This is a genomic window from Streptomyces sp. RKAG290 (assembly GCF_023701695.1).
Taxonomy (GTDB): Bacteria; Actinomycetota; Actinomycetes; order Streptomycetales; family Streptomycetaceae; genus Streptomyces.
This window is the reverse complement of record NZ_JAJOZC010000001.1, coordinates 2,112,493-2,133,379: the sequence shown is the minus strand read 5'-3', so window position 1 is coordinate 2,133,379 and position 20,887 is coordinate 2,112,493. Positions and strand designations below refer to the sequence as shown.

General features: G+C 69.8%; 14 protein-coding genes, 4 pseudogenes and 1 riboswitch. Of the genes and pseudogenes, 9 read left to right on the top strand and 9 right to left on the bottom strand.

Going from position 1 to position 20,887, the window contains the following annotated elements:
- The first annotated feature begins 33 nt into the window (after positions 1–33).
- The 3 genes and pseudogenes from LNW71_RS08925 (at position 34) to LNW71_RS36100 (ending at position 2,660) form a co-directional block, all read left to right on the top strand.
- A complete protein-coding gene (locus tag LNW71_RS08925; RefSeq protein WP_250967742.1) occupies positions 34–1,026 on the top strand; it encodes a hypothetical protein in 993 nt (330 codons plus the stop codon).
- Positions 1,027–1,131: 105 nt separating this feature from the next.
- Positions 1,132–1,770: a peptide deformylase gene (gene def, locus LNW71_RS08920; protein ID WP_250967741.1), complete on the top strand. Its 639-nt coding sequence runs from the start codon at positions 1,132–1,134 to the stop codon at positions 1,768–1,770.
- Positions 1,771–1,932: 162 nt separating this feature from the next.
- Positions 1,933–2,660 (top strand): annotated as a pseudogene (locus LNW71_RS36100) (D-Ala-D-Ala carboxypeptidase family metallohydrolase).
- Positions 2,661–2,706: 46 nt separating this feature from the next.
- Here LNW71_RS36100 and LNW71_RS08905 read toward each other — a convergent pair.
- The gene (locus LNW71_RS08905; protein ID WP_250967740.1) at positions 2,707–4,437 is read right to left on the bottom strand and encodes a family 20 glycosylhydrolase; all 1,731 of its coding nucleotides are present in this window, start codon (positions 4,435–4,437) and stop codon (positions 2,707–2,709) included.
- A 280-nt stretch (positions 4,438–4,717) separates the two neighbouring features.
- Positions 4,718–5,692: a GlxA family transcriptional regulator gene (locus LNW71_RS08900; RefSeq protein WP_250967739.1), complete on the bottom strand. Its 975-nt coding sequence runs from the start codon at positions 5,690–5,692 to the stop codon at positions 4,718–4,720.
- A gap of 81 nt (positions 5,693–5,773) precedes the next feature.
- Between LNW71_RS08900 and LNW71_RS08895 the strand changes: the two genes are divergently transcribed.
- The gene (locus tag LNW71_RS08895; protein WP_250967738.1) at positions 5,774–5,986 is read left to right on the top strand and encodes a hypothetical protein; all 213 of its coding nucleotides are present in this window, start codon (positions 5,774–5,776) and stop codon (positions 5,984–5,986) included.
- 44 nt (positions 5,987–6,030) lie between these two features.
- Here the strand turns inward: LNW71_RS08895 and LNW71_RS08890 are convergent, their stop codons facing one another.
- The 6 genes from LNW71_RS08890 to LNW71_RS08865 all read right to left on the bottom strand — a co-directional run bounded on the left by LNW71_RS08890 (position 6,031) and on the right by LNW71_RS08865 (position 13,358).
- Positions 6,031–7,047: a ribonucleotide-diphosphate reductase subunit beta gene (locus LNW71_RS08890; protein ID WP_250967737.1), complete on the bottom strand. Its 1,017-nt coding sequence runs from the start codon at positions 7,045–7,047 to the stop codon at positions 6,031–6,033.
- On the bottom strand, positions 7,047–9,473 hold the full coding sequence (locus LNW71_RS08885) for a ribonucleoside-diphosphate reductase subunit alpha (RefSeq protein WP_250967736.1): 2,427 nt from the start codon (positions 9,471–9,473) through the stop codon (positions 7,047–7,049). The genes LNW71_RS08890 and LNW71_RS08885 overlap by 1 nt, the downstream gene beginning before the upstream one ends.
- Positions 9,474–9,613: 140 nt before the next feature.
- A riboswitch (cobalamin riboswitch) is annotated at positions 9,614–9,751 on the bottom strand.
- Positions 9,752–9,803: 52 nt separating this feature from the next.
- Positions 9,804–10,316 (bottom strand): GNAT family N-acetyltransferase, encoded by a 513-nt coding sequence (locus LNW71_RS08880; RefSeq protein ID WP_250967735.1) that lies wholly within the window; start codon positions 10,314–10,316, stop codon positions 9,804–9,806.
- A gap of 130 nt (positions 10,317–10,446) precedes the next feature.
- Positions 10,447–12,081, bottom strand: coding sequence for a monocarboxylate uptake permease MctP (mctP, locus tag LNW71_RS08875; RefSeq protein WP_250967734.1), 1,635 nt, complete (start codon positions 12,079–12,081; stop codon positions 10,447–10,449).
- A complete protein-coding gene (locus tag LNW71_RS08870; protein WP_250967733.1) occupies positions 12,078–12,332 on the bottom strand; it encodes a DUF3311 domain-containing protein in 255 nt (84 codons plus the stop codon). Before LNW71_RS08870 ends, mctP begins: the two co-directional genes overlap by 4 nt.
- Before the next feature lie 261 nt (positions 12,333–12,593).
- Positions 12,594–13,358 (bottom strand): GntR family transcriptional regulator, encoded by a 765-nt coding sequence (locus LNW71_RS08865; protein ID WP_250971940.1) that lies wholly within the window; start codon positions 13,356–13,358, stop codon positions 12,594–12,596.
- Positions 13,359–13,664: 306 nt separating this feature from the next.
- On the opposite strand from LNW71_RS08865, the gene LNW71_RS08860 reads away from it, so the two are divergent.
- The 4 genes and pseudogenes from LNW71_RS08860 (at position 13,665) to LNW71_RS08845 (ending at position 18,424) form a co-directional block, all read left to right on the top strand.
- On the top strand, positions 13,665–14,951 hold the full coding sequence (locus tag LNW71_RS08860; RefSeq protein WP_250967732.1) for an extracellular solute-binding protein: 1,287 nt from the start codon (positions 13,665–13,667) through the stop codon (positions 14,949–14,951).
- 81 nt (positions 14,952–15,032) lie between these two features.
- Positions 15,033–16,018 (top strand): annotated as a pseudogene (locus LNW71_RS08855) (carbohydrate ABC transporter permease).
- On the top strand, positions 16,015–16,845 hold the full coding sequence (locus tag LNW71_RS08850) for a carbohydrate ABC transporter permease (RefSeq protein WP_250967730.1): 831 nt from the start codon (positions 16,015–16,017) through the stop codon (positions 16,843–16,845). Before LNW71_RS08855 ends, LNW71_RS08850 begins: the two are co-directional and overlap by 4 nt.
- A gap of 8 nt (positions 16,846–16,853) precedes the next feature.
- A pseudogene (locus LNW71_RS08845) lies at positions 16,854–18,424 on the top strand (glycoside hydrolase family 3 protein).
- A 245-nt stretch (positions 18,425–18,669) separates the two neighbouring features.
- Here LNW71_RS08845 and nagB read toward each other — a convergent pair.
- Entirely contained in the window at positions 18,670–19,455 is a 786-nt protein-coding gene (gene nagB, locus LNW71_RS08840; RefSeq protein WP_250971939.1) for a glucosamine-6-phosphate deaminase, read from the bottom strand.
- 217 nt (positions 19,456–19,672) lie between these two features.
- On the opposite strand from nagB, the pseudogene LNW71_RS08835 reads away from it, so the two are divergent.
- Positions 19,673–20,741, top strand: a pseudogene (locus tag LNW71_RS08835) (SIS domain-containing protein).
- Positions 20,742–20,887: the final 146 nt, after the last annotated feature.

Below are 20,887 nucleotides of genomic sequence, written 5' to 3'. Positions count from 1 at the left end.
AACGAGGGTGTCCAGTCGGGACAGGCGGGAATCGTGAGGATCTTCGGGAAGGTACGGCATCGGCCCTCCGCCTCTTGGCGGCAGGCCACCGACCGCGCGTTCACGCTGATCGGCGACGGCCGGTACGAGGACGCGGGCGCGTTGCTGACGCGTGCGGCGGACCTGGAGCCATGGCTCTCCGAGTCGTGGTTCAACCTGGCGCTGCTGCACAAGTTCCGGCATGACTGGGAACAGGCGCGGGCCGCGGGCCTGCGGGCCGTCGCGCTGCTCGACAAGGAGTCCGGCGCCCCCGACTGGTGGAACGTCGGGATCGCCGCCACCGCGCTGCAGGACTGGCCGCTGGCGCGCCGGGCCTGGCAGGCGTACGGCCTGAAGGTGCCGGGCGGCGGGCAGCAGACGCCGGCGTCCAACAGCGAGCCGGTCGGCATGGAGCTGGGCAGCGCGGCAGTGAGGCTGTCGCCCGAGGGTGAGGCCGAGGTCGTGTGGGGCCGCAGGCTGGACCCGGCGCGCATGGAAGTGCTGTCGATCCCGCTGCCGTCCTCGGGGCGGCGCTGGGGCGAGGTCGTGCTCCACGACGGGGTGCCGAACGGCGAGCGGATCACCGCCGCCGGGCCCTCGTACCCCGTCTTCGACGAGATCGAGCTGTGGGCGCCGTCCCCCGTGCCCACCTGGGTGGTGCTCCTCGAAGCCGCCACCGAGGCGGACCGGGACGCCCTGGAGCAGCTGGCGTCCGACGCCGGTTTCGCCGCCGAGGACTGGTCGTCGTCCGTACGGCTGCTCTGCCGGGCCTGCTCGGAGAGCCGGATGGAGAGCGACGAGGGTGACGGCGAGCACCTCGACCCGCACGATCACAGCGAGCCGGGACACCCCGGCCCGCTCGGCCACCGCACCGCGGGCGAGCTGTGGGTGCCGGAGCGGGAGTGCGGCCTTGCGGCCCCCGCCGGGCTGGTGCGCGGGCTGCTCGACGGCTGGGTGGCGGACAGCCCGGACAGCCGCGAGTGGCGGGATCTCGAAGAAGTCTGCTGACCGGTGCCCGTAGGCTGTACGGGCACCGATTCCGGTGCTCGGGCGCCCGGGTTCTCGCGAGCCGCGGACCCGGGTCTCAGGTTGTGAGGAAGGCGTACGGCGGACATGGCCCAGCAGGAGACGGACGAGCAGATCAGCTTCGACGACGAGGGTTTCCTCATCGACACCGAGGACTGTGAGGCGCGTGAGGCGGCATACCGCGAGCGTGGCACCTCGCATCCGATCACGGTCGTGGGCAACCCGGTCCTGCACAAGGAGTGCAAGGACGTCACCGCTTTCGACGACAAGCTGGCCACGCTGATCGACGACATGTTCGCGAGCCAGCGGACGGCGGAGGGCGTGGGCCTGGCGGCCAACCAGATCGGGGTCGACCTCAAGGTCTTCGTCTACGACTGCCCGGACGACGACGGGGTGCGGCACACGGGGGTCATCTGCAACCCGGTGCTGGACGAGCTGCCGCCCGAGGAGCGGGTCCTGGACGATGCCAACGAGGGCTGCCTCTCGGTCCCGACGGCGTACGCCTCGCTGGCCCGCCCGGACTACGCGGTGGTGCGCGGACAGGACGCGAAGGGCAACCCGGTCAAGGTGCGGGGCAACGGCTACTTCGCCCGCTGCCTCCAGCACGAGACGGATCACCTGTACGGCTACCTGTACATCGACCGGCTCTCCAAGCGCGACCGCAAGGACGCGCTGCGGCAGATGGAGGAGAACACCCCGCGCTACGAGGTCGTGCCGAACGACTGAACCGGCTGAACGCGGATTCGAGTGGGGCCGATCCCGGTGCGCCGGGACCGGCCCTTACTCGTTCGTATACCGCCAACTAGCGTTCTCTCACGCGCAGTTGACGCGCGTCGACTCGTCCGACAGTCTCTCTGTCCACACCTTCTTCGTGGGAGGGATCCCCCCATGCTCCAACGAACCGCAAGACTTCTGCTCGGACTTGTCATGACCATGGCATTCGCGTTGGGCGGGGCCATGGCCACCGCCGGTACGGCGCATGCCGACGGCTGCTTCACCTGGACCCCCTGTCCTCCGGCGCCACCGGCAACGATGTCGTCCAGCTCCAGATCAGGGTGGCCGGGTACCCCGGATACAACTCCGTACTCGCCGTCGACGGCAGCTACGGACCGGCCACCGCTGCCGCCGTGAAGCGCTTCCAGGCCGCCTACGGACTGGCCGCGGACGGCGTCGCCGGCCCCGCCACCCAGGCCAAGCTCTACGAGCTCCAGGACGAGGACTGCACGCCGGCCCACTTCGACTACGCCGAGCTCAACCGCTGCAACAGCACCTGGGCGGGTGGTGCTGTCGCTGCCGGCACGGCGAGAGCCAACGCGTTGAGCACCATGTGGAAGCTGGAGGCGCTGCGCCACGCGCTCGGTGACCGGCCCATCACCATCAACAGCGGCTTCCGCTCCACGTCCTGCAACAGCGCGGCCGGCGGCGCCTCGAACAGCCGCCATCTCTACGGCGACGCGGCCGACCTGGGCGGCATCGCCTTCTGCACCCTGGCCACGGAGGCCCGCAACCACGGGTTCAACGGGATCCTCGGCCCGGGCTACCCGGACCACAACGACCACGTCCACGTGAACCAGGGCCCGAGCCACTTCTGGTCGGCGCCCAACTGCGGCATCTGAACACGCCTGTGGGGCCCGCCGCACCGGCGGGCCCCACACGTGTGCGTCAGGCGGACTTCGCCGTCAGGCGCGTACCGTCCGTCGTCTGCACCGCCGCGCCGTCCGCGGCCCGCTCCGTCAGCCGCAGCTGCGAGACGGCGTTGCGCAGGACCAGGGCACCGGCCCCGGTGTCCAGCTGCCAGCGCTGGGTACGCACACCCGCCGAGCATGTCCCGAGGGTCAGCTCGGCCCCCACCTCCAGCGGGGCGCCCAGATACTTCTTCCCGCGCACCGCGTCCAGGCAGCGGCTGTTCCCGGCGGACTTCACGGTGTAGTAGCCGTCGGCGGTCGCCGTCAGCGTCCAGGCCGCCTTCGCGCCCGGGGCCAGTGAGACCCCGTCGGCCGCGGCGGGCGCGAGCGCCTTGCCGCCGGTCGTCAGCCGGTAGGTGCCGTCGGCGAGCGGGGAGCGGTCGGTGTTCTCCCAGCCGGGGGCGTGACCGATCTGCCGGGCGAGGGCCTCGAAGCCCGCGTACGTCCCGCTGGGCTTCGGCCCGCCCCAGGTGGCCTGCGCGAGGAAGCGCAGCGGCATGAAGGCCTTCGCCTCGACCTCGTTCTCGGTCTCGGCGGCCGCGCTGTCCGGCCAGAGGCTGATCTTCGCGCCGGTCAGGTTCGCCGCCGTGGCGGGCAGCGTCTGACCCTCGAAGCGCAGCGGCGTCCAGTCGCTCTCGTACAGCTTCTCGGTGTCCATCGTGAAGCCGCCGCGCACCAGGTAGAGGGAGTACGCGGAGTTCATCACCGGACGGCCCTCGGCCAGCAGTTCGGAAGGCTGCTGGATGGCGCCGCCGCCCAGCCAGTGCTCCACGGTGATGTCACGGTCCAGCGGCACGATGCCGTTGTGGCCGGCCAGGCCGTCGTTCCAGATCCGCAGCGACCGGCCGCCGGCCTTCACGTGCGCGTTGACCTGGTTGATGAAGTCGGCGAAGAGGTCGTCGGGGGTGGCCCCGGCGCCGAACTTCGCGGTCGCGGCGGTCTGCAGCTGCGGGTAGTCCGGGTACGAGGAGCCGATCATGTACTCGTCCGCGCCCATGTGCCAGGTGCGGGTGTTCCACACCTTCAGGGCCTCGTCCACCAGGGACGTGTAGTACGTCAGCGCCTCGGGCCGCGATATGTCCAGCCGGGGCGGCGAGGCGACGCCGTCCTTGTCCTTGAGCTGGAGCTCCGGGTGGTTCTCCAGGTAGGTGTCCATGTGGCCGGGGGAGTTGATCTCCGGCACCAGGTCGACGTGGTACTTCTGCGCCATCGCGACCAGGGCGCGGACCTGCGGCTTCGTGTAGTAACCCCAGAACGCCGACTTCGGGTCCGTGTCGCTCCTGACCTTCGCCTCGATCCAGAGCTGGTTGAGCTTCTGGGAGGCCATGTCCTTCATCAGCCGCTCGAACCACGGGAGCGAGACGTTGATGTAGCAGGCGCAGACCCCGACCCCCCGCTCACGGTACGCGGGCACGTCGGTCGAAGAGCCCCGTGCGGCGCGGCCGTCGTCGTTCAGCAGCTGGAGCACGGTGCGCGAACCGTAGAACACGCCCGTCGAGGTCGCGGCGGTGACGGTGACCCGGTCGCCGACGGCGAGCCGGTAGCCCTCCGCGCCCAACGACCCCTTCAGGGCGGGGTCCTGGCGCAGCACGATGTCCCCGGACCGGGCGGTGGACCGGCCCTGCGCCAGCGCATGGCGCCCGTCCAGCTCGCCCGCGAACCTCTTCGCATCGGCGGTGGTGCGTTGCTCCCGCGCCCCGTCCAGCACGATCCTGGCCCGGCCGCCGAGGACGAACTCCCCTCACCCGGCGTCCACTGCCGCAGCGAGGGCAGCACCTCGGGCGGGGGCGCCGCGGCGGTTCCGTCCACGGCCGCGGCGCTCTGCCAGGGCAGCAGGGCGGCGGTGAGCGCGGCCACCACGGCCCCGATGGTCCTTCGTCTTGCGATCCGGATGTCCATGCGCCCGACCCTGGCCGGTCGCGGGGGCCCGGTCCATGGACAGGTGCGGGAAATGGTTGGACGAATGATCGGAGGTCAGTCCCGCTGGATCAGGCAACTTCCGGCATCACGGACGGCCCGCGGAAGGTCCGCCGGTACGTGTTCGGGGTGGTGCCCAGCGAACGTACGAACTGATGGCGCAGCGCAGCGGCGTTCCCGAAGCCCGTCCGGCCGGCGATGGTGTCCATCGTTTCATCCGATGTCTCCAGGAGTTGTTGTGCCAGCAGTACGCGCTGACGCAACAGCCAGCGGTACGGCGTGGTGCCGGTCTCCTGCTGGAAGCGCCGGGCAAAGGTGCGCGGCGACATGTGGGCCTGGGCGGCGAGCTGTTCGACGGTCATCTCCTGGTCGAGGTGCCGCTCCATCCAGGCGAGGGTGTCGCCCACCGTGTCGCAGCGGGTGCGGGGCAGCGGCCGCTCGATGTACTGGGCCTGCCCGCCGTCCCGGTGCGGCGGCACCACCATGCGGCGGGCGATGGTGTTTGCGGCGGCCGTGCCGTAGGCCTGGCGGACCAGGTGCAGGCAGGCGTCGATCCCCGCGGCCGTGCCCGCCGAGGTGATGACGGAGCCCTCGTCCACGTACAGCACATCCGGCTCGACGACGGCCCGCGGGAAGCGGCGGGCGAGCTCGTCGGCGTGGCGCCAGTGGGTGGTGCAGCGGCGGCCGTCCAGCAGTCCGGCCGCGCCCAGCACGAACGCCCCCGAGCAGACGCTCAGCACCCGGGCGCCGCGGTCCACGGCCCGGCGCAGGGCGTCCAGGGCCTCCTCGGGGTACTCCCGGCCCAGGAAGTTGCCGCCGGCCGGCACGGCGATCAGGTCGGCCTCCTCCAGCCGGTCGAGGCCGTGCGGCGCGCTGAGGGTGAATCCGGCGTGCGTCCGCAGCACCGGGCCCTCGGCGGACACCACGGCGAAGTCGTGCACCGGCAGCCCCTCCTCGCTGCGGTCGAGGCCGAACACCTCGCAGAGCACGCCGAGTTCGAAGGGATTGACCTCGTCGAGCAGCAGGACGGCGACATTTTTCAGCATGCCCACAGTGTGGCAGTAATTCGACGTTCCATGACAGTCCTGCCACTGCCGGATTCGGCTCGCACGGACGACAGTAGAGGCATGAACACATTCCTGAACTACCTGGGCGTAACCGCCGTTTTCGCACTCTTCCTGCTGCCGACGCTGATCGGGATCGCACGCGAGCGCCGCATCGACCGCCAGCTCCGGGAGGCGGAACGAGAGCGCGAGGCCCGGCCGCCGGAAACGGCGGACGCCGCGCAGCCGGTGAGAGCCGCACGGCGTCCGTACGTGAGGAGCTGGGCGAGGATCTAGGGTCTTTCGTTCGGGTCGAGCCCGGCATGATCCGAACGAGAGGCCTAGAACTCGTCGTCGAAGCCGACCGTGCCCTCGACCGCCACCTGGTACGCCGACGGGCGGCGCTCGAAGAAGTTCGTCAGCTCCTGGACGCCCTGCAGCTCCATGAACGAGAACGGGTTCTGCGATCCGTACACCGCGGGGAAGCCCAGCCGGGCCAGCCGCTGGTCCGCGACGCACTCCAGGTACTGGCGCATCGACTCGGTGTTCATGCCCGGCAGCCCCTCGCCGCACAGGTCGCGGCCGAACTGCAGCTCCGCCTCGACGGCCTCCTTGAGCATGTCGGTGACCTGCTCCTGGAGGGCGTCGTCGAAGAGCTCCGGCTCCTCCTTGCGGACCGTGTCCACGACCTCGAACGCGAAGCTCATGTGCATGGTCTCGTCACGGAAGACCCAGTTCGTCCCCGTGGCGAGGCCGTGCAGCAGACCGCGCGAGCGGAACCAGTAGACGTACGCGAAGGCGCCGTAGAAGAACAGCCCCTCGATGCACGCCGCGAAGCAGATCAGGTTCAGCAGGAAGCGGCGGCGGTCGGCCTTCGTCTCCAGCCGGTCGATCTTCTCGACCGAGTCCATCCACTTGAAGCAGAACTGCGCCTTCTCCCGGATCGAGGGGATCTCCTCGACCGCGTCGAAGGCGGCCGCCCGGTCGTCCGGATCGGGCAGGTAGGTGTCGAGCAGCGTCAGATAGAACTGGACGTGCACGGCCTCCTCGAACAGCTGCCGCGACAGGTACAGCCGCGCCTCGGGGGAGTTGATGTGCTTGTACAGCGTCAGCACGAGGTTGTTGGAGACGATCGAGTCACCGGTCGCGAAGAACGCGACGAGCCGGCCGATCATGTGCTGCTCGCCCGGCGACAGCTTGGCGAGGTCGGAGACGTCGGAGTGGAGGTCGACCTCCTCCACCGTCCAGGTGTTCTTGATCGCGTCCCGGTAGCGCTCGTAGAAGTCCGGGTAGCGCATGGGCCGCAGGGTCAGCTCGAAGCCCGGGTCGAGCAGGTTCTTGTTCTCGTTCGAGCTCATTACTGGCACGCCTCGCAGGATTCGGGGTTTTCGAGGGAGCAGGCGATCGCTTCCGCGTCGGGCGCGGCGGCCTGCTGCAGGGGAATGGGGGCGGCGGCAGCGGCCTGGCCGGACGCGGCACGCGCGATCCGGGTCGCCGGGCGCGAGCGCAGGTAGTACGTCGTCTTGAGCCCCTGCTTCCAGGCGTACGCGTACATCGAGGAGAGCTTGCCGATCGTCGGCGTCTCCAGGAACAGGTTCAGCGACTGGCTCTGGTCGAGGAACGGCGTACGGGCCGCCGCCATGTCGATCAGGCCGCGCTGCGGGATCTCCCACGCGGTGCGGTACAGCGCCCGCACGTCCTCGGGGATCCAGGCGAAGCCCTGCACCGAGCCGCTCGCCTCGCGCAGCGCCTCACGGGTCCGCGCGTCCCACACGCCGAGCTTCTTCAGCTCGTCCACCAGGTAGGCGTTGACCTGGAGGAACTCACCGCTGAGCGTCTCGCGCTTGAAGAGGTTGGAGACCTGCGGCTCGATGCACTCGTACACGCCCGCGATCGAGGCGATCGTCGCCGTCGGCGCGATGGCGAGGAGCAGGGAGTTGCGCATGCCGGTCCGCGCGATCCGGGCGCGCAGCGCGTCCCAGCGCTCCGGCCAGTTCAGCTCGGTGTCGTAGTGGTCCGGGTGCAGCACACCGCGGGCGGCACGCGTCTCGGACCAGGCGGGCAGCGGACCGGACCGTTCGGCGAGGTCGCAGGACGCCTCGTACGCGGCGAGCATGATCCGCTCGGAGATCTTCGTCGACAGGGCCCGCGCCTCGGGGGAGTCGAACGGCAGCCGCAGCTGGAAGAAGACGTCCTGCAGGCCCATCGCGCCCAGGCCCACCGGCCGCCAGCGGGCGTTGGAGCGCCCGGCCTGCTCGGTCGGGTAGAAGTTGATGTCGACGACCCGGTCGAGGAAAGTCACGGCCGTACGGACGGTGGCGTCCAGGCGCTCCCAGTCGAGGGCACCGTCGGCGACGAACGCGCCGAGGTTGACCGAACCGAGGTTGCAGACTGCCGTCTCGCCGTCGTCGGTGACCTCCAGGATCTCGGTGCACAGGTTCGAGGAGTGCACGACGCGGCCGGGCTCGGCGGTCTGGTTCGCGGTCCGGTTGGAGGCGTCCTTGAACGTCATCCAGCCCTGGCCGGTCTGCGCGAGCGTGCGCATCATGCGGCCGTACAGCTCACGGGCGGGCATCGTCTTGCGGGCCAGGCCACGGTCCTCGGCCGCCCGGTAGGCGGCGTCGAACTCGTCGCCCCACAGGTCGACCAGCTCGGGCACGTCGGCCGGGGAGAACAGCGACCACGTACCGTCCGCGTCGACCCGGCGCATGAACTCGTCCGGGATCCAGTGCGCCAGGTTGAGGTTGTGCGTGCGCCGCTGGTCCTCGCCCGTGTTGTCGCGCAGCTCCAGGAACTCCTCGATGTCCGCGTGCCAGGTCTCCAGGTAGACGGCGGCGGCGCCCTTGCGCCGGCCGCCCTGGTTGACCGCGGCGACGGAGGCGTCGAGCGTCTTCAGGAACGGCACGATGCCGTTGGAGTGCCCGTTGGTGCCGCGGATCAGCGAACCGCGGGCCCGGATGCGGGAGTACGAGAGGCCGATGCCGCCCGCGTGCTTGGACAGCCGCGCCACCTGGTGGTAGCGGTCGTAGATCGAGTCGAGCTCGTCCAGCGGCGAGTCCAGCAGATAGCAGGAGGACATCTGCGGGTGCCGGGTGCCGGAGTTGAAGAGGGTGGGGGATGAGGGCAGGTAGTCCAGCCGGCTCATCAGCCCGTACAGCGCGGCGACCTCGGCCAGGGCGCGCTCGGATCCGTCCTCGGCGAGCCCGGCGGCGACCCGCAGCATGAAGTGCTGCGGGGTCTCGACGACCTGGCGGGTGATCGGGTGGCGCAGCAGGTAGCGGCTGTGCAGGGTGCGCAGCCCGAAGTAGCCGAAGCGGTCGTCGGCGCCGTCGGCGAGGGACTGCTCCACCAGCGCGTCGAGAGCGGCCGCGTGGCGCGTCACGAACTCGGCGGTACGGTCCGCGATCAGGCCCTCGCGGTGGCCGACGGCGACCGAGGCGGAGAAGGACGTCGCGCCCTGTCCGGCCGCCTCGTCCGCGATGGTGCGGGTGAGGAGGCGCGCGGCGAGCCGGGAGTAGGCGGGGTCCTCGGAGATCAGACCCGCGGCGGCCTCGGTGGCCAGCGAGCGCAGCTCGGCCTCGTCCGACCGGGCGTTGCGGCCGCGCAGTGCGGCGGCGGCGACGCGTCCGGGGTCGGTGTCGGGCAGATCCGCGGTGAGGCCGGTGAGGGTCCGCAGCAGCGCGGTCCCCGGTGCGTCCTTCGCGGGTCCCGCGGACCGGTTCGCCTCGGACTCGGCTGCGTCGGACTCGGTCGCTGAAACCGGATCGGCTGGCGCGATGGTCACGGGGTGCTCTCCCTCGCTCGGCTCTGGGCCGGCGGGGGAGCGGGGGCAGCCGGGCGGAGCCGGGCCCGGGCAGGGCAGCACTCCGTGCGGCGTCCACCGGCCCATCCACGAGGCCCGGACGTCTGGGCGTCCGGTTCGGTCGAGCCGGACGCGCTGTCGGCAGGTCCTCGGACTGGGGGGTGCGCAAAAGCACACCGAACACACCGTTGCGGGACAGTTCCGGATTCGCACCGGATTTCCCTGCGGCGACAGCGAGCACGAGCATACATGTGGGGGCAGCCGGATGCGGCAGCCCCCACATGTTGTGTCGTGCGAGATATGAGTGGAGTGTCACGGCATGGGCCGGAGCTCCAGACGGTACGTCAGCAGCGGGACCGAGGGGACGGGGTACCAGTCCCTTTCCGGGGTCCGTTCGAAGCCGAGGCGCCGGTAGATCCTGTGGGCGCCGTGCATGCCCGCCTGCGTCGACAGGACGATCCCCCTGACCCCCGCGGTGGACCGTGCGCGGTCGATACAGGCCCGTACGAGCGCCTCGCCCGCCCCGGCCCCGCGGGCCTCGCGGGAGACCGCCAGCATCCGGAACTCGGCCTCGTCGGCGGACGCGATGTCGCACCAGGGGTTCCCCGGCGGGGCGTAGGTCACGCCGCCCAGCACTTGGCCCCGGGAGTCCGCCGCGACAAGGACCTCGGCCTCGGCCGCCCGCCGGGTGACGTCCCGCAGCCGCTCCAGGTACGGATCGTCCGCGCCGAAGTCCAGCAGCCCGTCCCCGAGATAGGCCTCGGCGGTGATCTCGCCGAGGATCTCGTGCTCGGCGGGCCCGATCGGCCTGATCGCTATGTCCATACCCGGAAGTCTGCCGCACCCCGGCTGCCGGATTTTCCGGGGCGGGGGCCCCGGGCGCACGAACGGGCCGCCGCACCCCCTGCGCGGAGGGGATGCGACGGCCCGTACGCGTGGCGCGGGTGCTCCGCGGTCAGTGACCGCCCGGCGCCCCCGCCGTGGCCGGCGGGAGCTCCGTCTGCACGCCCGGGTCGCCCGCGTCGGCCGTGTAGTCGGCCGGCGAGGTCTCGTCGATCCCGGCAGGCGCCTTCACGGCGTTCAGGACGAAGGTGAGGACGACGGTGGTGACGACGTTCAGCACGAACGCCGTCAGGCCGATGTAGCCGATCTCGCCGATCCCCGGGATCTCCTTGGAGGACCCGCCGAAGTGCGCCTGGGTCGGGCTGGCGACCCCGTACGCGGCGAGCGTCCCGTAGAGCATGCCGACCGCCCAGCCGGCGAGCAGCGCCCAGCGGTGGAACCACCGGGTGAACAGTCCGCCGACCAGGGCCGGCATCGTCTGGAGGATCCAGATCCCGCCGAGCAGCTGGAAGTTGATCGCGACCGTCTTGTCCATGGTGAGGACGAAGGCGAGCGCGCCGACCTTCACCAGCAGCGACACCAGCTTGGAGACCTTCGTCTCCTGCGCGGGCGTCGCGTCGGGCTTGATGAAGTCCTTGTAGATGTTCCGGGTGAACAGGTTCGCCGCGGCGATCGACATGATCGCCGCGGGCACCAGTGCGCCGATGCCGATGGCGGCGAACGCCACGCCCGCGAACCAGTCGGGGAACATGTTCTCGAACAGCTGCGGGATCGCCAGCTGGCCGTTGTCCACCTTGACCCCGGCGGCGATCGCCATGAAGCCGAGCAGCGCGAGCAGCCCCAGCATCAGCGAGTACAGCGGGAGGATCGTGGTGTTGCGGCGGATCACGTTGCGGCTGCGGCTGGAGAGCGTCGCCGTGATCGAGTGCGGGTACATGAAGAGCGCGAGCGCCGAACCCAGGGCCAGGGTGGCGTAACCCCACTGGCCCGCCTCGCCGGGCGCGAGTCCGGCCACCGGCTTGCCGGCCGCCTCGTTCTTCGCCGAGAACGCCTCGCCCGCCTTGGCGAAGATGTCGTCGAAGCCGCCGAGCTTGATCGGGATGTAGATGATCGCCACGGCGATGACCAGGTAGATCAGCCCGTCCTTGACGAACGCGATCAGCGCGGGCGCGCGCAGGCCCGAGGAGTACGTGTACGCGGCGAGCACGGCGAACGCGATCAGCAGCGGCAGGTCCTTGATGAACCAGTGGGTGTTCTCGCCGCCGCCGACGCCCATCACGTCCAGCACCGCCTGGATGCCGACGAGTTGGAGTGCGATGTACGGCATGGTGGCGAGGATGCCGGTGACGGCGACCGCCAGCGAGAGCCCCTTCGAGCCGAAGCGGCCGCGGACGAAGTCCGAGGTGGTGACGTAGCCGTGCTTGTGCGACACCGACCACAGGCGCGGCAGGAAGGTGAAGATCAGCGGGTACACCAGGATGGTGTAGGGCACCGCGAAGAAGCCGGCCGCGCCCGCCGCGTAGATCGCCGCCGGGACGGCGACGAAGGTGTACGCGGTGTAGAGGTCGCCGCCGAGCAGGAACCAGGTGACCCAGGTGCCGAACGACCTTCCGCCCAGCCCCCATTCGTCCAGGCTGGCCTCGTTCTCGGCCTTGCGCCACCGGGCCGCCATGAAGCCGACGACCGTGACGGCCAGGAAGAAGAAGATGAAGACGCCGAGCGCGACGCCGTTCACGCCGTCCTTCATGCGGAAGCACCCCCCTTGCGGGCGCGCTGGTCACGCTGCCACAGCTTGTACGCGACCATCGTGAGCGCGGTGGAGATCAGCACCCAGAGCATCTGGTACCAGTAGAAGAACGGGATACCGATGAAGGTCGGGTCGACCTTGGCGTAAGAACTCACCCAGAGCATCGCCACGAACGGCGCGATGAGACAGAGGGCGATGACCACTCGCACGGGGGTGACCGTGGGTGGTTTTCCTTCTGGGTCTGCTGGCATTGCGGCGACTCCGTCCCCTCGCTGATCACCTGTTGTAATGCGCAGGAAATCTAGGCGAGGGTCCCGGCCATCGTCACCCCCTGTCCGCATTGCGGTCCGGCAACGGTCGCACGGCCGGGGCGGGATGGTGGGAATAGCGGCAAAAGCCCGGGGATTGGTCCAGACCAATGGTGGTTCCGGCCGGTCTGCGGAGCGCGGACAGCCCCCGTGGAAGGGGCTCCACGAGGGCTGTCCTTTTCCGGCGGGCGGCCGGGCATTCGTTCAGTCCAGCGGACGCTTGAGCCGGGCCACGAACTTGTAGCGGTCGCCGCGGTAGACCGAGCGGACCCACTCGACCGGCTCGCCCTGTTCGTCCAGGGAGTGCCGGGACAACATCAGCATCGGCAGACCCACGTCCGTACCGAGCAGGCCGGCCTCGCTGGGGGTGGCCAGGGAGGTCTCGATGGTCTCCTCGGCCTCGGCGAGCCGCACGTCGTACACCTCGGCCAGGGCCGTGTAGAGGGAGGTGTACTTCACGAGTGAACGCCGCAGCGCCGGAAAGCGTTTGGCCGAGAGGTGGGTGGTCTCGATCGCCATCGGCTCACCGCTCGCCAGCCGCAGCCGCTCGATGCGCAGCACGCGGCCGCCGGCGCTGATGTCGAGCAGCCCGGCGAGCGTGTCGTCCGCCGTGACGTAGCCGATGTCCAGCAGCTGAGAGGTCGGCTCCAGCCCCTGGGCCCGCATGTCCTCGGTGTACGAGGTGAGCTGCAGGGCCTGCGAGACCTTCGGCTTGGCGACGAAGGTGCCCTTGCCCTGGATGCGCTCCAACCGGCCCTCGACGACCAGTTCCTGGAGCGCCTGGCGCACGGTGGTGCGCGAGGTGTCGAACTCGGCGGCCAGGGTCCGCTCGGGGGGCACCGGGGTGCCGGGCGGCATCGTGTCCGTCATGTCGAGGAGATGCCGCTTCAGCCGGTAGTACTTCGGGACGCGCGCGGTGCGCGTGTTCGCGCCCGTTTCGTTCCCCGCACTGCCCCCGTCGGCACCCATGGCCCGCCTTCCCGACTGCTGCGTTGCTGCCGTCACCGGCTCCTCCGTCTGTCGCGGCTCACATGGTGGCACGGTCCGGTCACGGCTCGTCGCCCTCCCTCAGGTGTCGGTCCTGTAACGGACGCGAGTGCACTTCTTATACACCCTTGACACCCCTAAAGGTCTAGGCCAAGCTCCCGGTACTGGTCTAAACCATTAAAGACCAGGTCCCAGCCCCACGGGCAGTACACGTCGTGAGAGATTCGCGCGGCGGTCGGCGACCTCGGGTGGTGGGGGATTCTCTTGCACAGCCCTGAGGAGGGTGTCGTGAAGCGTGGACTCATCGCGGCCATTGGTGTCGTGGCTCTCTTGGCGGGCGCCAGCGCGTGCGGCTCGGACGACGACTCGTCGGACGGCTCCGCCAAGAAGGCGGGCCCCGACAGCTACAAGGGCCAGACGCTGACCGTCTGGGCCATGGACGGTTCCACGCCTCCCGGCTGGACCAAGGATCTCACCGCTGCCTTCAAGAAGAAGACCGGCGCCACGCTGAAGTTCGAGACCCAGAAGTGGGACGGCATCCAGCAGAAGATCACGACGGCGCTCTCGGAGTCGACTCCGCCGGACGTCATCGAGGTCGGCAACACCCAGACCCCGGCCTACGCGGCCACCGGTGGCCTCAGCGACCTGAGCGACCTGAAGACCGAGATCGGCGGCGACTGGGCCGAGTCCCTGAACAAGTCGGCGGTCTTCGACGGCAAGCAGTACGGCGCCCCGTGGTACTTCGCGAACCGCGTGGTCGTCTACAACAAGAAGGTCTGGGCCGACGCCGGCATCAAGGACACCCCGAAGACGCGGGCCGAGTTCTTCAAGGACCTCGACAAGATCAAGTCGAAGGGCAAGGCCGAGCCGATCTACCTGCCCGGCCAGAACTGGTACTTCTTCGACGGCCTGACCATCGGCCAGGGTGCCGACCTGGTGAAGAAGGAAGGCGACAAGTACGTCTCCAACCTCGCCGACCCCAAGGTCACCGCGGCCATGGAGCTCTACAAGAAGTACCAGTCCTACTCCAAGGCCCCCAAGGACAAGGACGAGGCCACCCCGCAGCAGGCCGAGGTCTTCGCCAAGGGCAACGTCGGTGCCTTCATCGGCATGGGCTGGGAGGCCGGCACGGCCATCGCGGCCAACAAGAAGATCGAGAGCGACATCGGCTACTTCACCATTCCGGGTGAGACCGCCGACAAGCCCGAGGGCGTCTTCCTCGGTGGCTCGAACTTCGCGGTCGCCGCGGGCAGCAAGAAGCAGGACCTCGCGAAGGAGTTCCTGAAGCTCTCCCTCTCCGACCAGTTCGAGGGCCAGCTGGCCAAGGAGAACGGCGTCATCCCCAACAAGGAGTCGCTCAACACCAACCTGACCGGCAACGCGGCCGCCGAGGCCGCCGCTCCGGCCGCCGCCGGTGGTGGCACCACCCCGCTGATCCCCGAGTGGGCCGCCGTCGAGAACAACCCGAACCCGATCAAGGGCTACATGACCGCGGTTCTGAACGGCAAGTCCCCGGCCGACGCCGCCAAGGCGGTCGAGGCGGAGATCAACAAGCGTCTCGCGCAGAAGAGCTGATCGCGCGCGCCGGGGGGCGGAACACCGCCCCCCGGCGCATTCGTGTGACTCGACCGTACGGCCAAAGAAGAGATGGCGAGCATGTCAGTGCAGACCGAACAAGTGGAATCGGTCCCGGCAGTCGGCGTCAGCAAGGGTGACGCCCCTCCTGCCGGCCCCGACGCACCGAGAGAGGAGCGGGTCGGCAAAGCCGCCCCTACCTCCTCCTCCTGCCCGCACTGCTCGCCACGGCGGTGCTCCTGGGCTACCCGTTGGTCAAGAACGGCTTGTTGTCGTTCCAGAACCTCAATCCGCGCCAGCTGATCCTCCACCTGACCGAGTGGAACGGCTTCGACAACTACCAGGAGACCCTGGGCGGATCGGACTTCTGGAAGGTCGTCGAACGGTCGGTCTTCTTCACCGCCGCCAACGTCATCCTGATCATGCTGCTCGGCTCACTGGTCGGGCTGCTGCTCGCCCGCCTGGGTAAGAAGATGCGGCTCCTGCTCATGCTCGGCCTCGTGCTCGCCTGGGCCATGCCGATCATCGCGGCGACGACCGTCTACCAGTGGCTCTTCGCCCAGCGCTTCGGCATAGTCAACTACGTCCTCGACAGCCTCGGCTGGCACTCGATGGCCGACTACAACTGGACGAGCACGCAGTTCTCCACGTTCTCCCTGGTCACCCTGGTCATCGTCTGGCAGTCGATCCCGTTCGTGGCGATCAACCTCTACGCCGCGTCCACGACGATCCCCAAGGAACTCTACGAAGCCGCGTCGCTCGACGGTGCCGGGGCCTGGAAGAGCTTCACCTCGGTGACCTTCCCGTTCCTCAAGCCGTTCCTGCTGGCCACGACGTTCCTCGAAGTCATCTGGGTGTTCAAGTCCTTCGCCCAGCTGTTCGCGATCAACGGCGGCGGCCCTGACCGGCTCACCGAGACCCTGCCCGTCTACGCCTTCGTCGAAGGAGTGGGAAACCAGCACTTCGGTATGGGCGCAGCCATTTCCTTCCTGACGATCATCGTGCTGCTGGCGTTGACCGGTTACTACCTGCGCACCGTACTCAAGCAAGAGGAGGACGAACTGTGAGGCGCTCACTGCTCGGCCGCATCTGGCCCAACGTGACGGCGATCGTCCTCTTCATAGGGTTCGCCTTCCCCGTCTACTGGATGTTCAGCACGGCCTTCAAGCCGACCGGCGACATCATCACGGACACGCCGGTGTGGTTCCCCACCGACATCACGTTCGACCACTTCTCGAAGGCGATACACGCGGACCATTTCTGGACACTGGTCCGCAACTCGTTCCTCGTCACCGTGATCTCGGTGGTCGCCTCGCTGGTCATCGCGCTCGCGGCGTCCTTCGCTATGGCCCGGATGCGGTTCAAGGGACGCCGGGGCATTCTGCTGACCTTCATGGTCGCGCAGATGGCGCCCTGGGAAGTCATGGTCATCGCGGTCTACATGCTCGTGCGCGACAGCGACATGCTGAACAGTCTGATCCCGCTGACCGCCTTCTACATGATGATGGTCCTGCCCTTCACCATCCTGACGCTCCGCGGCTATGTCGCGGCGGTGCCCAAGGAGCTGGAGGAGTCCGCGATGGTCGACGGATGCACCCGTCCGCAGGCGTTCATGAAGGTGATCCTGCCGCTGCTCGGCCCCGGTCTGATGGCGACCTCGCTCTTCGGTTTCATCACCGCGTGGAACGAGTTCCCGCTCGTGCTCATCCTCAACAAGGACATCGAGTCCCAGACCCTGCCCCTGTGGCTCTCGCAGTTCCAGACCGCGTTCGGTGACGACTGGGGTGCGACCATGGCCGCCTCCTCGCTCTTCGCCATCCCGATTCTGATTCTCTTCATCTACCTGCAGCGCAAGGCCGTCAGCGGCCTGACCGACGGCGCCGTGAAGGGATAACGCAGCCCATGACCACGCTCACACCCACCACGGACACCGTCACCCGCGACGCCCTCGCCGTCCTGCAGCCCGGGTTCACCGGCACCACCGCACCGGACTGGCTGCTGCGCAGGGTCGGTGAAGGTCTCTCCTCCGTCGGCCTGTTCGGCCGCAACATCGAGTCCCCCGAGCAGCTCGCCGCACTCACCGCGCAGTTGCGGGCCGAGCGTGACGACGTGCTCGTCGCGATCGACGAGGAGGGCGGTGACGTCACCCGGCTGGAGGTGCGTCATGGCTCGTCCTTCCCCGGCAACCTGGCGCTGGGCTCCGTCGACGACGTCGCGCTGACCCGCGCCGTCGCCCAGGAGCTGGGCCGCCGGCTCGCCGACTGCGGCGTCAACCTCAACTGGGCGCCGTCCGCGGACGTCAACTCCAACCCGGGCAACCCGGTCATCGGGGTACGGTCCTTCGGCGCCGACCCCCAACTGGTCGCCCGGCACACCGCCGCGTACGTCGAGGGCCTCCAGGCCGCCGGCGTCGCCGCCTGCACCAAGCACTTCCCGGGGCACGGCGACACCGCGGTCGACTCGCACCACGCCCTGCCGCGCATCGACGTGGACCTGGAAACCCTGCACGCCCGTGAACTGGTGCCTTTCCGGGCGGCGATCGCGGCGGGTTCCAAATCGGTGATGAGCGCGCATATTCTTCTTCCCGCGCTCGACCCGCACCGCCCGGCGACACTGAGCCCGCAGATCCTCACCGGTCTGCTGCGTGAGGAACTGGGCTACGACGGCCTGATCGTCACCGACGCCGTGGAGATGCAGGCCATCGCCTCGACGTACGGGATCGAGCGCGGCTCGGTCCTCGCGATCGCGGCGGGTGCCGACGCGCTCTGCGTCGGCGGCGGCCTCGACGACGACAGCACGGTGCTGCGGCTGCGCGACGCGCTGGTCGCGGCGGTCCGTGCGGGTGAACTGCCCGAGGAGCGGCTGGCAGATGCCGCTGCACGGGTGAGGGCCCTCGCGTCCTGGACGCAGCGGGCCAGGGGGCTGTACCGGAGCCGGGCGCGGCAGTGCAGGAGGGGACCGCGCCCGGCACCGGACACATCACGGGCATCGGTGCCGACATCGGCCTGGTCGCCGCCCGCCGCGCGGTCGAGGTGACGGGCCCGGCCGAACCGCTCACCGGTCCCGCGTATGTCGCCGCCCTCACCCCGGTCGCGAACATCGCGGTCGGTGACGAGACCCCCTGGGGCATCGCCGCCGAACTGGCCCGCCTGGTGCCGGGCACCGGGACCGACACGTACAGCAGCGAGAGCGAGGAACTCGCGGCCGAGGTGCTGCGGGCCGCGGGGGACCGGCGCATCGTCGCGGTGGTCCGCGACGCGCACCGCCACCCGTGGATGACCGAGGCTCTCGACGCGCTGCTCGCGGAGCGTGCGGACACGATCGTGGTCGAGATGGGCGTACCCCAGGCCGAGCCCAGGGGCAGCTTCCACATCGCCACCCACGGAGCGGCCCGGGTCTGCGGCCTGGCAGCAGCAGAAACAATCACCTCACCCCACCGAAGCCCGTCGGAATCAAGCCTGTCCGGCGACTGAGGGACGAGACCCGCACAATCAAGCCCGTCCGGCGTTTGAGGACAAGGCGTCCACCGGGACGCACCCGCGCCGGGAAATCAAGCCGGTCCGGCGACTGAGGGGCGAGACCCGCACCGGAAAATCAAGCCCGTCCGGCGATTGAGGACAAGAGCGTCCACCGGGACGCACCCGCACAAGCCAGGACGCCCGCACAAATGAGGGCCGGGACACCACCAGGTGCCCCGGCCCTCACGCGTACGGAAAGCCTAAATACCCTGCCACAGCGGCTTCGCCGCATACGTGGCGCGGAAGTAGTCCGCCAGCTTCAGCTTCGACGCCGCCGCCTCGTCGACCACGACCGTCGCGTGCGGATGCAGCTGCAGCGCGGACGCGGGCACGAGGGAGGCGACCGGCCCCTCGACCGTCTGCGCCACCGCGTCGGCCTTGCCTTCGCCGGTCGCGAGCAGGATCGGGTGGCGGGACTCCAGGATCGTGCCGATGCCCTGGGTGATGACGTGGTGCGGCACCTGCTCGATGTCGTTGTCGAAGAAGCGCGCGTTGTCGACCCGGGTCTGTTCGGTCAGCGTCTTGATCCGGGTGCGGGAGGCGAGCGAGGAGCACGGCTCGTTGAAGCCGATGTGCCCGTCGGTACCGATCCCCAGCAGCTGGAGGTCCACCCCGCCGGCCTCGGCGAGCGCCTTGTCGTACGCCTCGCAGGCGGCCTGGACGTCCTCGGCGGAGCCGTCGGGGCCCATGAACGACGCCTCGGACAGCCCGAGCGGCTCGACGACCTCGCGCAGCACCACCGAGCGGTACGACTCCGGGTGCCCGGCCGGCAGCCCCACGTACTCGTCGAGCTGGCAGATGCGGGCGCGCGAGGCGTCCACCGCGCCGGAGCGGACCTTGTCCGCCAGCGCCTGGTAGATGGGCAGCGGGGTCGAGCCGGTGGCAACGCCGAGAAGGGCGTCGGGCTTGCGGCTCAGCAGGGCGCCGATGGCCCCCGCGATCAGTTCGCCGCCTGCCTTGGCGTCCGGGACGATGACAACTTCCACGCGGGGCCTGCCGATCTGGAGTGAGTGCATGTGGTATAGACCAATCCAGCTCCTAATCTAGCAGAACTCGCGTCCGCGGACACGGCAGCCGGCCCCCTCGGACGAACTGTGGACGGCCTGGGCCGCGGTCCCGCCGGGTGCCGTCCGCTGGCGGCACCGCGGTGGCCCGTGTTCGACTTGACCGACGCACCGCGACACCCCTCGGGAGGCACCAGACATGTCCGCCACGTACCCGGCAGGTGAGGACGATGCGCCCGGCCGGATCATGTCCGGGGAGATGGCCGAACAGCCCGCGATGCTCCGTCGCATCCTCGATCAGGGGCGCCTGCCATCCGGGCGGTGGCCGCCGAGATCGCGGCCAGGAAGCCGCGCTTCGTCCTGCTGACCGCCCGTGGTACCTCGGACAACGCCGCGCTCTACGCGAAGTACCTGATCGAGATCACGCTCGGCCTGCCGTGCGGTCTGGCCTCGATGTCCACCACCACCGCCTACGGCGCGAAACCGGACCTCAGGGACGTCCTGGTCGTCACCGTCAGCCAGTCCGGCGGCTCGCCCGACCTGGTGGCGTCCACCAAGGCCGCGCGGGAGGCCGGCGCGGTGACGCTCGCGGTGACGAACAACCCGGACTCGCCGCTCGCCGCCGTTTCCGAGTACCACATCGACATCCTGGCGGGCCCCGAGAAGGCCCTGCCGGCCACGAAGACGTACACCGCCTCGCTGCTGTCCCTGTACCTGTTCGTGGAGGGCCTGCGCGGCGGCGACGGAGCGGCGGCCGCGATCCTGCCGGAACTAGCCGAGGCGATCCTGGCCCGCAAGGACGAGGTCAGGGCCCTGGCGTCGCGCTACCGCTTCGCCGAGCGCATGGTCATCACCTCGCGCGGCTACGGCTACCCCACGGCCAAGGAAGCCGCGCTGAAGCTGATGGAGACGAGCTACATCCCCGCCCTGTCCTACTCCGGCGCTGACCTGCTGCACGGCCCGCTCGCCATGGTCGACAACATCTCCCCGGTGATCGCCGTGGTCACCGACGGCCGGGCGGCGAGGCGCTCCAGCCGGTGCTCGACCGGCTGCGCGGGCGCGGCGCCGACCTCTTCGTAGTGGGCCCGAAGGCGCAGGTGGAAGCGGCGTCCGCGGGCTTCGTGCTGCCGACGGCCGGGGTCGCCGAAGAGGTCCAGCCGGTCCTGGAGATCCTGCCGCTGCAGATGCTGGCCTACGAGGTGACTATCGCCCGCGGCCAGGACCCGGACGCGCCGCGCGCGCTCGCGAAGGTCACCGAGACCCGCTGAAGGGGCCGGAAGGCCCGGGAAACACCCGCGGGCCGCGGCGCCGGGCCGGGACCCTCAGCCCGACCAGCACCGCAGCCCGGAGTAAGACCGCCCGCCGAAGGGGCGGTCTGCCTGGCCGGCGGTGTGCGGTGCCCCCGGCCGGGAGA